The 13,664-nt window shown below is 64.5% G+C and carries 15 protein-coding genes; 10 read left to right on the plus strand and 5 right to left on the minus strand.

Annotated features, from left to right (window positions below; all coding sequences use genetic code 11):
- The first annotated feature begins 45 nt into the window (after positions 1–45).
- From chlG to ACK4R0_RS08840, 7 genes are all read left to right on the plus strand, one after another.
- Positions 46–948: a chlorophyll synthase ChlG gene (chlG, locus tag ACK4R0_RS08810; protein ID WP_409673234.1), complete on the plus strand. Its 903-nt coding sequence runs from the start codon at positions 46–48 to the stop codon at positions 946–948.
- Positions 945–2,288: a BCD family MFS transporter gene (locus ACK4R0_RS08815; RefSeq protein ID WP_409673237.1), complete on the plus strand. Its 1,344-nt coding sequence runs from the start codon at positions 945–947 to the stop codon at positions 2,286–2,288. Before chlG ends, ACK4R0_RS08815 begins: the two co-directional genes overlap by 4 nt.
- Before the next feature lie 21 nt (positions 2,289–2,309).
- A complete protein-coding gene (locus ACK4R0_RS08820; protein WP_409673240.1) occupies positions 2,310–3,521 on the plus strand; it encodes a geranylgeranyl diphosphate reductase in 1,212 nt (403 codons plus the stop codon).
- A 56-nt stretch (positions 3,522–3,577) separates the two neighbouring features.
- Positions 3,578–4,060, plus strand: coding sequence for a TspO/MBR family protein (locus ACK4R0_RS08825; protein WP_409673242.1), 483 nt, complete (start codon positions 3,578–3,580; stop codon positions 4,058–4,060).
- 1 nt (position 4,061) lies between these two features.
- Entirely contained in the window at positions 4,062–4,331 is a 270-nt protein-coding gene (locus ACK4R0_RS08830; RefSeq protein WP_409673245.1) for a hypothetical protein, read from the plus strand.
- A gap of 322 nt (positions 4,332–4,653) precedes the next feature.
- Positions 4,654–6,195, plus strand: coding sequence for a 1-hydroxycarotenoid 3,4-desaturase CrtD (gene crtD / locus ACK4R0_RS08835; RefSeq protein WP_409673248.1), 1,542 nt, complete (start codon positions 4,654–4,656; stop codon positions 6,193–6,195).
- 47 nt (positions 6,196–6,242) lie between these two features.
- Entirely contained in the window at positions 6,243–7,046 is an 804-nt protein-coding gene (locus ACK4R0_RS08840; RefSeq protein WP_409673251.1) for a hydratase, read from the plus strand.
- 47 nt (positions 7,047–7,093) lie between these two features.
- Here ACK4R0_RS08840 and ACK4R0_RS08845 read toward each other — a convergent pair whose 3' ends face one another.
- From ACK4R0_RS08845 to ACK4R0_RS08865, 5 genes are all read right to left on the minus strand, one after another.
- The gene (locus ACK4R0_RS08845; protein ID WP_409673253.1) at positions 7,094–7,495 is read right to left on the minus strand and encodes a hypothetical protein; all 402 of its coding nucleotides are present in this window, start codon (positions 7,493–7,495) and stop codon (positions 7,094–7,096) included.
- Between the two features lie 706 nt (positions 7,496–8,201).
- Positions 8,202–8,999, minus strand: coding sequence for a TIGR03084 family metal-binding protein (locus tag ACK4R0_RS08850; RefSeq protein WP_409673256.1), 798 nt, complete (start codon positions 8,997–8,999; stop codon positions 8,202–8,204).
- Positions 8,999–9,868, minus strand: a complete 870-nt coding sequence (locus ACK4R0_RS08855) for an alpha/beta fold hydrolase (protein ID WP_409673258.1) — start codon at positions 9,866–9,868, stop codon at positions 8,999–9,001. The genes ACK4R0_RS08850 and ACK4R0_RS08855 overlap by 1 nt, the downstream gene beginning before the upstream one ends.
- Positions 9,869–10,134: 266 nt before the next feature.
- Positions 10,135–10,410: a hypothetical protein gene (locus ACK4R0_RS08860; protein ID WP_409673261.1), complete on the minus strand. Its 276-nt coding sequence runs from the start codon at positions 10,408–10,410 to the stop codon at positions 10,135–10,137.
- 121 nt (positions 10,411–10,531) lie between these two features.
- The gene (locus ACK4R0_RS08865; RefSeq protein ID WP_409673264.1) at positions 10,532–10,684 is read right to left on the minus strand and encodes a hypothetical protein; all 153 of its coding nucleotides are present in this window, start codon (positions 10,682–10,684) and stop codon (positions 10,532–10,534) included.
- An 85-nt stretch (positions 10,685–10,769) separates the two neighbouring features.
- Between ACK4R0_RS08865 and ACK4R0_RS08870 the strand changes: the two genes are divergently transcribed.
- The 3 genes from ACK4R0_RS08870 to ACK4R0_RS08880 all read left to right on the plus strand — a co-directional run bounded on the left by ACK4R0_RS08870 (position 10,770) and on the right by ACK4R0_RS08880 (position 13,600).
- Entirely contained in the window at positions 10,770–12,248 is a 1,479-nt protein-coding gene (locus ACK4R0_RS08870) for a phytoene desaturase (RefSeq protein ID WP_409673266.1), read from the plus strand.
- A 187-nt stretch (positions 12,249–12,435) separates the two neighbouring features.
- Positions 12,436–12,810, plus strand: a complete 375-nt coding sequence (locus ACK4R0_RS08875) for a GFA family protein (protein WP_409673269.1) — start codon at positions 12,436–12,438, stop codon at positions 12,808–12,810.
- Between the two features lie 196 nt (positions 12,811–13,006).
- Entirely contained in the window at positions 13,007–13,600 is a 594-nt protein-coding gene (locus ACK4R0_RS08880; protein WP_409673271.1) for a TIGR00730 family Rossman fold protein, read from the plus strand.
- Positions 13,601–13,664 lie beyond the last annotated feature (64 nt).

Consider the following 13,664-nt stretch of genomic DNA (forward strand, 5'->3'; position numbering starts at 1 on the left):
CCATTCTGATTGACACTTCTGCGCGTCAGGCATAGCCTCCAATCCATGGATCGCTCCGCCAACATCTCCCGTTCCGTGCCGATTCCCGCCGCGCGCGATGTGCTCGAACTGCTCAAGCCGGTCACCTGGTTTCCGCCGATGTGGGCGTTTTTCTGCGGGGTGATGTCGTCGGGCGCGCCGCTCAATGATCGCTGGCTGTTCCTGATCGGCGGGGTGCTGCTCGCAGGGCCCATGGTCTGCGGCACCAGCCAGGCGGTCAACGACTGGTACGACCGGCATGTCGATGCGATCAACCAGCCCGAACGACCGATCCCTTCGGGCCGCATCGCCGGCAAATGGGGGCTTTATGTCGCGCTGATCGGGTCCGCACTCTCGCTGGTGCTGGGCGCGGTGCTGGGCTTCTGGGTGTTCCTCGCGACGATCGTCGGGCTGCTGTGCGCCTGGGGTTACAGCGCGCCGCCGTTCCGCTTCAAGATGAGCGGATGGGTGGGGCCGGGTGTCGTGGCGTTGAGCTATGAGGGGCTGAGCTGGTTCACCGGCGCGAGCGTGATGAGCGGCGGGCTGCCCGACAGCCGCGTGCTGATCGTCATCCTGCTTTACAGCATCGGCGCACACGGCATCATGACCTTGAACGATTTCAAGGCGGTCGAAGGCGACACCGCGATGGGTGTGCGTTCGCTGCCGGTCACCTTGGGCGTGGCCAACGCCGCGCGGCTGGCCTGCGCAGTGATGGCGCTGCCGCAGGTGGTGGTCATCGCGCTGCTGCTCAACTGGGGGCTGGCGATCTCTGCGATCGCGGTCACCCTGCTGCTGGCAATGCAACTGGTGTTCATGCGCCGGTTGCTCACCGACCCCAACAAATACGCGCCGTGGTACAACGCCACTGGCGTCTCGTCCTATGTCTTCGGCATGCTCGCTGCGGCGCTGGGCCTGGGAGGCTGGGTATGAGCGTTGCTGCGATGCCCCGCTTTGGCCCCACCCGTATCGGCTTGGGCTGGATCGATATCGTGCGCATGGGGCTGGTGCAGGCCAGCATCGGCGCGGTCGTTATGCTGGCGACATCCTTGCTCAACCGGGTGATGGTCGTCGAATACGCATTGCCTGCCGCGCTGCCCGCAGGCCTGGTCGCCTGGCATTATGCGGTGCAGTTGTCGCGGCCGATGTGGGGCCATGGCTCCGACCGGGGGCGCAAGCGCACCCCGTGGATCATCGGCGGCATGGGTATTCTGGCGCTGGGCGGCATAGTGGCGGTCAACGCCACGATCCTGCTTCCGGTCTCGCCGGTGATCGGCACGCTGCTCGCCGTTCTCGCATTCAGCATGATCGGCGCAGGCGTGGGTGCGGCGGGCACATCCTTGCTGGCGATGCTGGCATCGGGCGTGGTGCCTGAGCGGCGCGCGGCAGCCGCTGCGATCACCTGGATCATGATGGTCGGCGGGATCGTCATCGCCGCAGCGACTGCGGGCAGCCTGATCGACCCGTTCAGCGAGCAAAGGCTTGCGATCGTCTCGGGCGGGGTGGCGCTCAGCGCATTCGTGCTCGCCTGCGTCGCGATTGCGGGCATCGAAAAGCGGCTGGTGCCGCCGCCGCATCCCAACGCCGATGCGCCGACCGGCAGTTTCGGCGAGGCGTTGCGCGAGATCATGGGCGACCCCACCGCACGCCGCTTCACCATCTTCGTTTTCGTCTCGATGCTGGCCTATGCGATGCAGGATCTGATCCTCGAGCCGTTCGCAGGCCTCGTTTTCGACATGACCCCGGGCGAATCGACCAAGCTTTCCGGCCTGCAGCATGGCGGCGTGATGGCAGGGATGATTGTCGCCGGGATCGGCGGCAGCGCCTTTGCCGGTCGCCGCCCTGCCGATCTGCGCTGGTGGATTCTGGCGGGCTGCGGCGGATCGGCGCTCGCTCTGGCGGGGCTTGCGATCGCAGCAACAACGGGCAGCGACTGGCCGATCAAGGCCAATGTCGCGGTGCTTGGCTTTGCCAACGGGCTGTTCGCAGTCTCGGCGATCGGCGCGATGATGGGGCTGGCGGGCGCCGGCCAGCAATCGCGCGAAGGTGTCCGCATGGGAGTGTGGGGCGCGTCGCAGGCGATCGCCTTCGGGCTGGGCGGTCTGACCGGCGCGATGGGAGTCGATATCGCGCGCGGACTGCTCGCCAGCGATGGCGCGGCGTTTCAGCTGATTTTTGCTGGCGAGGCGGGGCTGTTCATCCTCGCTGCGCTTTTGGGGGTGCGCGTGACCATGCGCACCGCCGATCCGCTCATATTGGCGGCACCGGCCTGAGGGCCAGACAGGAGACAGGCAATGGCGGATGCGGATTTCGACGTAGCGGTCATCGGTGGCGGCCCATCGGGCGCGACCGCGGCCAACGATCTGGCCAAGCGCGGACTCAAGGTGCTGCTGCTCGACCGCGATGGCCGGATCAAGCCGTGCGGCGGGGCGATCCCGCCCCGCGCGCTGAAGGACTTCGAGATTCCCGAATCCTTGCTGGTCGCCAAGGCGCGCGCGGCGCGGATGATTTCGCCTGCGGGGCGCAAGGTCGACATGCCGGTGGGCGATGGCCCTGAAGGCAAGGGCTATGTCGGCATGGTCGACCGCGACGTGTTCGACGAATGGCTGCGCGCGCGGGCGGCGATCAACGGCGCAGAACGCATCACCGGCACCTACGAACGCATCGACCGCGATTCGGATGGCATGGCGGTGCTGGTCTATCGCAGCGATCGAGGCGGACCCGACCGGCGGGTTCGGGTGCGCTCGGTAATCGGTGCAGACGGTGCACGCTCGGCGGTCGCCAGGCAGAACATCAAGGGCGCCGAACAGGTCAAATGCGTGTTCGCCTATCACGAGATCATCAAGACGCCGGATGCTGACGTCGCCCATGCCACCGACTTCGATCAGGATCGCTGCGACGTCTATTATCAGGGCAAGCTCTCGCCCGATTTCTACGCCTGGGTGTTCCCGCATGGCGACACCGCCAGCATCGGCCTGGGCAGCGCCAACAAGGGCTTTCCGTTGCGCGAAACCACCGCGATGATGCGCGAGCAGATCGGCCTGGCCGGCTGCGAGACGATCCGCAAGGAAGGCGCACCGATCCCCTTGAAGCCCCTGAAACGCTGGGACAATGGCCGCGATCTGGTGGTCGCGGGCGATGCCGCAGGCGTGGTCGCGCCGGCCTCGGGCGAGGGCATCTATTACGCGATGGCGTGCGGGCGGCTGGCAGGCGACGCGGTGTTCCAGTTCCTCGTCACCGGCAAGGCTTCCGCGCTCAAGCAGGCACGCAAGCAGTTCATGGCTAAGCACGGCAAGGTGTTCTGGATTCTGGGGATGATGCAGTATTTCTGGTATTCGTCGGACAAGCGCCGCGAGCGCTTCGTCAAGATGTGCGCCGATCCCGATGTCCAGTATCTCACCTGGCAGAGCTATATGCACAAGGAGCTGGTCCGCCGCAAACCGGTGGCGCATGCCAAAATTTTCGTGAAGGACATGGGACATCTGCTCGGGCTGTCGCGCGCCTGACATGAAGGCTCAAGATGAGGGGCGCCTGATTTTTGCAGCTGGGAGGCTGAAACCGAATGCATCGTGAAGGTTTTCTGCCCGTCATCCTGGCGGCGATGGCGGCATTGATCGTGGCCGCGGGCGGCGCGACGATCACCGATCTGGGCCCGTGGTACCAGGGGCTTGCGCAGCCGGACTGGGCCCCGCCCGGCTGGCTGTACGGTGTAGCCTGGACGTTGATCTTCGCGTTGGCCGCGATGGCCTCGCTTGCCGCCTGGCGCGCCGCGCCGAGCCGCAACGCGCGCACCAACATCATCGGGCTGTTCGCGTTCAACGGCTTCCTCAACGTGCTGTGGAGCCTGTTGTTCTTCCGCGTCCAACGCCCCGACTGGGCGCTGATCGAGGTCACCGCACTGTGGCTCTCGGTCGCGGTACTGATCGTCTATTGCGGGCGCTTCTCGAAGCCGGCCGCGTGGCTGCTGCTGCCGTATATCGCGTGGGTCAGCGTCGCGGCAGCGCTGAACTATGGGATCGTGCAACTCAACGGCCCGTTTGGCTGAGATGGACGCCGCCGCCGCCCTTTTCGCCAGCGGCCATGCCGCCGACCTGATCCTGATCGTGCTGGCGGCCGAGTTCGTCTGGCTGGTGTCGCGCGGAAGCAAGGCGCTCGACGTCGCGCTGGCGCTGGGGCCTGCGGTGTTCATCGTTCTCGCCCTGCGGGCTGCGCTGACCGGCGCCGCTTGGCCGCTGATCGCGCTGCCGCTGATGCTGTCCTTCCCGGTGCACATCGCCGATTTGTGGCGGCGGGGGATGTTGGCGAGAACGCCGTGACCAATGCTCATCCCCTGCGAAGAGTGTTGTGAGCGTAACGCCCCCTTTCGCCTCTCCCTTGATGGGAGAGGCAGCGAAACTTGGCAGCTTGCTGCCTAGTTGCAGCGGTGAGGGTGATGGTGCGGCTTGACGCAGCGGCGCAGGAGGGCATCCTTTGTTCAATCCGGAGAGATCACCCCCACCCAACCCTCCCCCATCAAAGGGGGAGGGCTTTTGAGGGCACCACGGCCCATGTCCATTTTACCTGACAAACGTCTGTCATCTTTTCTGGACACCTGCTAGCATCCTTGCATGAACCGCGTTTCTCTCGACGGGCCGCCCCGTGCGCCATGAGCCGATCATCGTGGTCGGCGCGGGCGTCGGCGGGCTGAGCGCGGCGGCGTTGCTCGCGGCGGCGGGCGAGCCGGTGCTGGTGGTCGAACGCCAGCCCACCCCCGGCGGCAAGCTCCGCGAGGTTGTCGCGGCAGGCCGGCCGGTCGATGGTGGCCCCACCGTGTTCACGATGCGCTGGGTGTTCGACCGGCTGTTCGCTGACTGCGGCGGCGATCTGGCAACCGCGATTCCCCTCACCCCGGCAAGCCTGATCGCGCGCCACGCCTGGGGACCCGAAGCCCCCTTCGACCTGCTTGCCGACGTCCAGGCCAGCGAAGAGGCGATCGGCGAGTACTTCGGCGCGAAGGATGCCGCAGGCTTCCGCACCTTCTGCGCCGAGGCGGCGCGCATCTTCAACGTGCTGCGCGAACCATATCTCGAGGCCCCTGCCCCCACCCCCTTCTCGCTTGTCACCCGCATCGGCTTCAAGCGCCTGCCCGAAACCATGGCGATCCGCCCCTATCAGGCGATGTGGAAGGCGCTGGGGCGGCACTTCACCGACCCCCGGCTGCAGCAACTGTTCGGGCGCTATGCCACCTATTGCGGTTCCTCGCCGTTCGTCGCGCCCGCGACCTTGATGCTGATTGCGCATGTCGAGCAGGACGGGGTTTGGCTCGCCGACAACGGCATGCATTCGATCGCCACAGCCATCGCAGAGCTGGCGCGCAGCAACGGCGCGCAGCTGCGCTATGATGCACCGATCGCCGAGATCGTGGTCGAGCATGGCCGCGCTGCCGGGGTGCGCCTGGAATCGGGCGAGGTCATCCGCGCGCGCGCGGTCGTGTTCAACGGCGATCCCGCCGCGCTCAACATCGGGCGGCTGGGCGACAAGGCGCGCAAGGCCGTTCCCCCGGTGCCGCGTAAGCAGCGCTCGCTCTCGAGCATGACCTGGCTGATCAACGCCAAGACCTCGGGCTTCCCGCTGGTGCGGCACAGCGTGTTCTTCTCGAACGATTACCGCGCCGAATTCGATTCGATCTTCAAGGCGGGGCAAGTGCCCGCCCAGCCCACCATCTATATCTGCGCGCAGGACCGCGACGACCATTCGGCGCGCGCGCCGCCGGGGCCCGAACGCCTGCAGCTTATCGTCAACGCGCCAGCCAATGGCGACACATTCCAGAATTCACCGGGGGAGATCGACAGATGCGAGAGGCAAGTTTTCGGCTTCCTGGAGGATTGTGGCCTGACGATCGACCGAACGGCGGACAACTCGCATTTGGTGACGCCGGCGGATTACGAGCATTTGTTCCCGGCAACGGGCGGCGCGCTCTACGGCCGGGCGACTCACGGATGGAAGGCGGCTTTCCAGCGGCCCGGGGCAGCGAGCCGCCTGCCGGGGCTCTATTTGGCCGGGGGTGGAATCCACCCCGGCGCCGGGATCCCGATGGCGAGTCTCTCCGGCCGCTTGGCGGCAGAGCGGCTGCTTGCGGACCTGCCTTCGATGCGATCGTCCCGCCGGGTGGCTATGCCTGGTGGTACATCGACGCGCTGAGCGACGACGGCAAGCACGGCCTGACGATCATCGCGTTCATCGGCAGCGTGTTCTCGCCTTATTACCACTGGTCGGGGCGCGCCGACCCCGACAACCACATCGCGATGAACGTCGCGCTCTATGGCCCGCGCGGCGGCTGGTGCATGACCGAGCGTGGCCGCGAGCACCTGTCGCGCGATCACGACAATCTGGTGATCGGTCCAAGCTCGATGCACTGGGATGGCGACAGCCTGCGCATCGACCTGGAAGAGATCACCGCGCCGCTCCCCAAAAAGGTGCGCGGCACCATCCGCGTCTACCCCAAGGTGATGCCGCAGACATTGTGGCCGCTCGATGCCGAGGGCAACCACGCCTGGCGCCCGATCGCGCCGCGCGCGGTGGTCGAGGTCAAGCTCGACAACCCGTCGTTGAGCTGGCGCGGCGAGGGCTATATCGACAGCAACGCCGGGGTCGAGCCCTTGGAACGCGGCTTTTCCGACTGGCACTGGTCGCGCGCGCATCTCGGGCGCGATTCGGTGGTGCTCTACGAAGGCCAGCGGCGCGATGCCTCGCGCTTTGCGATGGGGCTGCGCTTCGCCGACAACGGCACGATCAGCGAGGTGGAACTGCCACCCGAACGCGTGCTGCCCAAGACCCTGTGGCGCATGCCACGCATCACGAGAGCCGACGCCGGTGCGCCGGTGGAGATCCGCCGGACGTGGGAAGACACGCCGTTCTACTCACGCACCGCGCTCAAGACGCGATTGTTCGGTGAGAGCGCGGAAGCGGTGCACGAGAGCCTGTCACTCGACCGGCTGGAAAAGGGAATCGTGAAGCTGATGCTGCCGTTCAGGATGCCGCGGCGGGGGTGAGGGTTGGCCGCGTTATGGGTGCAAGGGGATTGACGAGGAAGCGGCCATCAGGCGGCATGCCGCCGCCCCCGTCTCCACTCTCCGACGAGCGCGGCGACGCCGATTGCGCCAATGATTGGCGTGGCTGCATCCACCACGACTGAGATCACCTTGAACGCATCCCAAATATCGGGACTTAGATAAAGTCGCCAGACCAACTCGAAGACCACGACAGCGCAACCGAAGGCAACCAAATCGAGCCAAGGCATTGATGCCGCAATGATTGACCGGTGGGCCACTGCGACTACGACCGCAGCGAAGATGCCCCACAGCAGGAGGCCAAGCGCATCCTGCGCAAAAGGATGGATGAGCCAGCTATAAAATCCCGGCCTGCTGTAGCTCATTGCAGTGAACCACAACGCGAAAGCAGCATAGAAGGCGATGGTCAAAGACTGTGTGCGGACGCTCATTAGAACAACATCAGCCAATTCGTCGGTGCCCGCAATGGGTCGGTAGAAGAAATTCAGGTTGTGCCGGAAGTTGCTTTGATAGACGCCTGAGCACTCTTAGGTCCGCATCGCTTCGTCGTGAACGACCCTGCGGGCCGGGTTTAAGGCCGTTCCCGTTATCGTCACCCCGGACTTGATCCGGGGCCCAGGGCTATCGCATGTTCCGTTTGGGCAAAAGACGCTGGGTCCCGGGTCAAGCCCGGGATGACGGGATACGGAGCGGCAGTGATGGGTCGCCTACCTCACACAGCCGCCTGCCTGCGAAGGCAGGCATCCATCTCTTGCCCTCGCATCCGGCGCAGCGCCTGGGAGATGGACCCCTGCCTTCGCAGGGGACCGATACGCGCACCTCTTGTTGCAATGGCTTTCCTTCGCGGCTTCGCGTCTTCGCGTGAGCCAATATTTTTCACGCGAAGACGCGAAGAAGCGAAGCCGCGAAGAGGTGGGTATTCGCCTCCGCCATCGACGTATCTACCGCCCGTCGCTCGACATGATCATTATCAGGTCTCCGCACCAACTCTGCGGTACAAAAACCCGTCATGCTGAACTTGTTTCAGCACCCATCGTGCCCGATGAGCCGAAGCCGCGTGGGGAAAAATGGGCCCTGAAACAAGTTCAGGGTGACGGGTTGGTCAATCGCGATGCCTCAGTTGGCAGCCGCCATGGCTCAAGCCGCCTTCCGCCGCACCCCCGGCGCTGGCGGGTCGACCGGGGCTCCGGCGAAGCATTGCGCGATGGCCATCCAGGCGGTCGCATTCGCACCTGTCACCCTGAGCGATGTATCCGCGATGTTGCGGGTCTGCGTCACCACCTGGCAGAATTCCGCCGCATCGCCCTCGATCAGTTCGCCGTCCGCCGGTTCGCCGAACACCCAGACTTCGCCCGAGGGCGCGGTCAGGCGCAGGTGCGGAACCGGCTGCGGCGCTTCCAGCCTGCGGTTCTTGAACGTCCAGCCATAGGTGTTGAGCCCCAGCACGCAGATGTTCCTGATGCCATCGCCATTCTCGCGCTCGACTCCCAGCACGTCGAAGATCGCCTGCGCGTGCGCCCAGCTTTCCATCAGCCGCGCGGTGATCGACGAGCGCGCGCTCATGCTCGGCCCTGCCCAGGGCACGCGCTGCGCCGGATCGGCGGTCGCGAAATCGGCGGCGGTGGCGCGATAGGTCTGAGCCCAAGCGGCGACCAAAGCCTGCCCGGTGAGGCCATCGAGCCAAATGCGCTCGAACGCATTCAGATCGCCGCCCTGTCGGATGATCCCGCCCACCTGGCCCATGAAGGCCTTGAACGCGCCTTCATCCTTCAGCGACATCTGCGCCGCCTGGTTCCAGACATGCAGGTGACCGATGATGTCGCCGATCGTCCAGCCCTTGAATGCGGTGGGCGTCGCCAGCGTCGTGTTATCGAGCGGTCCCAGCAGCGCGTGGATACGATCGCACTCGGTGAGGAAATCGTCGGCTTGCTGCATCACAAAAAGCCCTTCAGTTCGGCCATGAACCGGTCGAACTGGTCGTGGTGCAGCCAGTGGCCGGCATCGGCGAACTTGGCGAGGCGGGCGTTGGCGAACAATTCCAACCGCCCATCGGCCTCCGGATCGGAGGCCCAGCTTTTTTCGCCCCAGCACAGCAAAGTGGGGCAAGTGATGCGCTGCCACAGGGCCTGCATCTGCTCGGTGGTGATGTCGAGGATCGGCCAGATGCGGATGTGCGGATCGAACTTCCAGCTGTACGTCCCGTTCTCGTTGCGGATCACGGCATGTTCGCACAGATGCCGCGCCTGCTCGGCGGTCAGATAGCTGTTCTCTGCGTGCATCCGCGAGAGGGCCTCTTCGAAGCTGTCATACTCGCGGTGCTTGCGCGTCGCCTTGGCGCGCTTGTCGGCAAACCATTTGCGCCAGTGATCGTGCAGCGGGGTCAGGCTGCGCTCTTCGACCATCTTGGGCGACGGGCCAAGACCCTCGATGGCCACAACCTTGCGCACCTTTTCAGGATACAGCCCGGCATAGCGCAGCGCGGTGTTGCCGCCCAGAGAATGCGCGACGATCGTCACCTGATCGTGCCCGAGATGTTCGACCAGTTGCGCCAGATCGTACACGAAATTCATCGTCGGATAGTTGCCGTCGGCGGTCCATTGCGAATCGCCATGGCCGCGCAGGTCGGGGGTGATGACGTGCCAGTCGGCCATCAGCTCGCCCGCCACGAAATCCCACGAGCGGCAATGGTCCTCGCCGCCGTGCAGCAGGATCAGCGGCGGCTTATCGGGGTTGCCCCAGTCGGCATAATGCAGCCTGAGGCGCTGGGAGAAATAGCTTTGCGATGCGGGGCCTGTCAGTTTCATGACAAAACCTTAAGCGGGTTTCGGCCCAAATGAAAAGCCGGTTGTTCGCCGACAGATCCTCCCCTGCAAGGCAAGGGGGACCAGCCGCAGGGTGGTGGAGGGGTGCCTTGCACCCGCAAATGTGGACACGCCTCCGTCTCGCCTTCGGCGATCCACATCCCCGGCAAGCCAAGGATTTTAGACATGAAAAGGGGCGGAAAAGCACCGTCATGCCTTCCCGCCCCTTACCTTCCGGCACATGGCCGGTCGGCGTATGAATTGACGGATCAATCCAGACGCGCGAGTTCCTTCTTGGAAAGCGAGGTCGAAACCTTGCCTTCGCCGTTTGTCAGGGTCGCAGCGCCGATGCGCACGACCTTGCCCTTGTAGATGACCAGGGCCGAGCCGTCTTCGAGAACGCGGGTCACCTTGCCGACGCGCTTGCCTTCGGCGTCATAGATGGTCTGGTTCTTCGAGATCAGGGCATCGTCCTGAGCGAAAGCGGGAGCAGCGGTAGCTGCGAGAAGCACGGCGCCGATCAGGGCGGAAGCACGAATGGTCATGGGAACATTCCTTTCACTCTAGGGAGGAGACGGCCCCTGGATGGGCAGACTTTGTTGTTGAAAAGGATTTAGGCGCTCGGTTGATAAGTTGCAAACTGAAATGCTGCACTTGCGAATGAAATTAATGCACATGCTTCATGCGTTTTTTGCAACTTGGCGGAAAGGCGATGGTTTCGGTGTAATAGACATGCCGGTGATGCAGCCAGACCATATTGCGGCGCAGCATCGCAAGGGTTTTGGCTACGTGCACACGGCCGTACACAGGCGCGCGCATCTGCTGGCACATTGCACACGTAACGCTATAGTGCCGCACAATCTGCCCGCATATTCGGGTCGCACACAATCAGGGGCCAAGCCACGTGAAGAAAGCTGCTGTCATAGGGTCGGGATTCGGCGGGCTGGCGCTTGCCATCCGCCTGCAATCCGCCGGAATTGCCACCACCATCATCGAAGGTCGCGACAAGCCGGGCGGCCGCGCCTATTTCTGGGAGAAGGACGGCTTCACCTTCGATGCCGGCCCCACCGTGATCACCGATCCGCCCTGCCTCGAGGAATTGTGGGCGCTTTCGGGCCACCACATCAGCGAGGACGTCGAGCTGATGCCGGTGATGCCGTTCTACCGGCTCAACTGGCCCGACGGCACCAATTTCGATTATTCCAACGACGAAGTCGGCCTGCGCGCCGAGATCGAAAAGCTCAACCCCGCCGATGTCGCGGGCTATGATAAATTCCTCGAATACAGCGCGGGCGTGCACGACGAGGGCTATCTCAAGCTCGGCCACAAGGCGTTTCTCGACTTTGCCAGCATGATCAAGGCCGCGCCCGCGCTGATGAAGTATCAGGCCTGGCGCTCGGTCTATTCGATCGTCTCGTCGTTCGTGCAGAACGAGAAACTGCGCGAGGCGCTGTCGTTCCACACGCTGCTCGTCGGCGGCAACCCGATGAAGACCAGCTCGATCTATGCGCTGATCCACAAGCTCGAGAAAGACGGCGGCGTCTGGTTCGCCAAGGGCGGCACCAACCGGCTGATCGCTGGCATGGTCACGCATTTCGAGCGCATCGGCGGTACGATGCGGATGAACGATCCGGTCATCGAGATCGAGACGATGGGCGACAAGGTCACCGGCGTGGTGACCCAGAGCGGCTGGCGCGAAAGCTTCGATGCGGTCGCCAGCAACGCCGACATCGTCCACAGCTATCGCGACCTGCTGGGCAAATCGGGCCGCGGCAAGCGCGCGGCGGCGAGCCTCAAGAAGAAGAAGTTCTCGCCATCGCTGTTCGTCGCGCATTTCGGCATCAAGGGCGACTGGCCCGGAATTCCGCACCACATGATCCTGTTCGGCCCGCGCTACAAGGGCCTGCTCGAGGACATCTACGATCACGGCGTGCTGTCGAAGGACTTCTCGCTGTACCTGCACCACCCGACCGTCACCGATCCCAGCATGGCGCCCCCGGGGCACAGCACCTTCTATGTGCTTTCGCCGGTGCCGCATCAGGGCAAGCTGCCGATCGACTGGAAGGAAATGGGCCCGATCTATGAAAAGCGCATTCTGGACGAGATCGGCCACCGGCTGATCCCCGACATCCACGAGCGGATCGTCACCAGCTTCCATTATACGCCGCAGGATTTCAGCAACGATCTCAACGCGCATTTGGGAAGCGCGTTCAGTCTCGAGCCGCTGCTGACGCAAAGCGCGTATTTCCGCACGCATAACCGTGACGATGCCATTCCGAACATGTATTTCGTCGGCGCGGGCACGCATCCGGGCGCGGGCATCCCCGGCGTGGTCGGCAGCGCCAAGGCGACCGCCGCGCTGATGCTGGAAGATATGCTTTAACACTAAAATCCTCCCCGAGCTCGTCTCGGGGAGGGGGACCGCCGACCACAGGTCGGTGGTGGAGGGGAAGCGAGATTGAGCTTTCCGGCAAAACATGCACTATCCCGCTTCCCCTCCACCACCCGCTGCGCGGGCGGTCCCCCTCCCCCAGCAAGCTGGGGGAGGATTTGAGAACGGAGCACACCTCATGCACACCGGATCATGCCTGTGCGGCGCGGTATCGTTCACCGTTTCGGCCCCGCTCAAAGCCCCGGATGCCTGCCATTGTTCGCAATGCCGCAAGCAATCGGGGCACTACTGGGCCTCGACCGACGTCAAGCGCAATGACCTTGCGATTGAAGGCGAGGCGCATATCCGCTGGTACCAGTCGAGCCCCAAGGTGCGCCGCGGCTTTTGCGGCACCTGCGGCAGCGTCCTGTTCTGGGATCCGCCGCACCGCGATTCGACCGCGATCGCGATGGGCGCGTTCGATGCGCCAACCGGCACCCACCTCCACGTCCACATCTTCACCGCGGACAAGGGCGATTATTACGACATCGCCGACGGCCTGCCGCAGGAGTGACCTGACAGATCCTCCCCTGCAAGGGGTGGGGGACCACGCAGTGGTGGAGGGGTGTCGCGCCATCGGGCCGGTGACACCCCTCCGTCATCGCTCCGCGATGCCACCTCCCCTTGCAGGGGAGGATTTGTTGGCAGCACGCTTGCCGCGCCCGCCATTTATGGGCAGTGCGGCGACACTCATTCATCAGGGAATCACCATGACCGCCCCCTTCAAGCGCCTTGCCATCTATTGCGGCTCCGCCACGCCTTCCGACCCCGTCTATATCGAAAACGCCCGCATGGTCGGTGCGACGCTGGCCGGGCGCGGGATCGGCGTGGTCTATGGCGGCGGGCGGCTGGGGCTGATGGGCGCGGTGGCCGATGCCGCGCTCGAGCTGGGCGGCGAGGTGATCGGCATCATCCCCGAGGCCCTGGTTCGCCCGGAAGTCGCGCACGAGGGTTGCACCGAGCTGCACATCGTGCCCGGAATGCACGCGCGCAAACAGAAGTTCACCGATCTTGCCGACGGCTTCGTCGTGCTGCCCGGCGGGGTCGGCACGATGGACGAATTGTGGGAGGCGATCAGCTGGTCGCAATTGGGCTATCACACCGACCCTGTGGGCCTGCTCAACATCAACGGTTTCTACGACGAGCTGATCGCGTTCAACCGCCACATGATCGAAGTCGGCTTCATCCGCCCGCAGCACGCCGACATCCTGATCGTCGACGAGACGCTCGACGGGCTGCTCGCCAAGATGGAAGCGTATGAGCCGCACCGGACGATCTTTGCGATGACGGCGGATGATCTTTGATGGATCTCTCCTCCCCTTTAGGGGAGGGGTCGGGGGTGGGGCTGTGACTTCCTCCCCCCCCCCC

Origin of the sequence: Blastomonas sp. (assembly GCF_046294995.1) — a bacterium.
Taxonomy (GTDB): domain Bacteria; phylum Pseudomonadota; class Alphaproteobacteria; order Sphingomonadales; family Sphingomonadaceae; genus Blastomonas.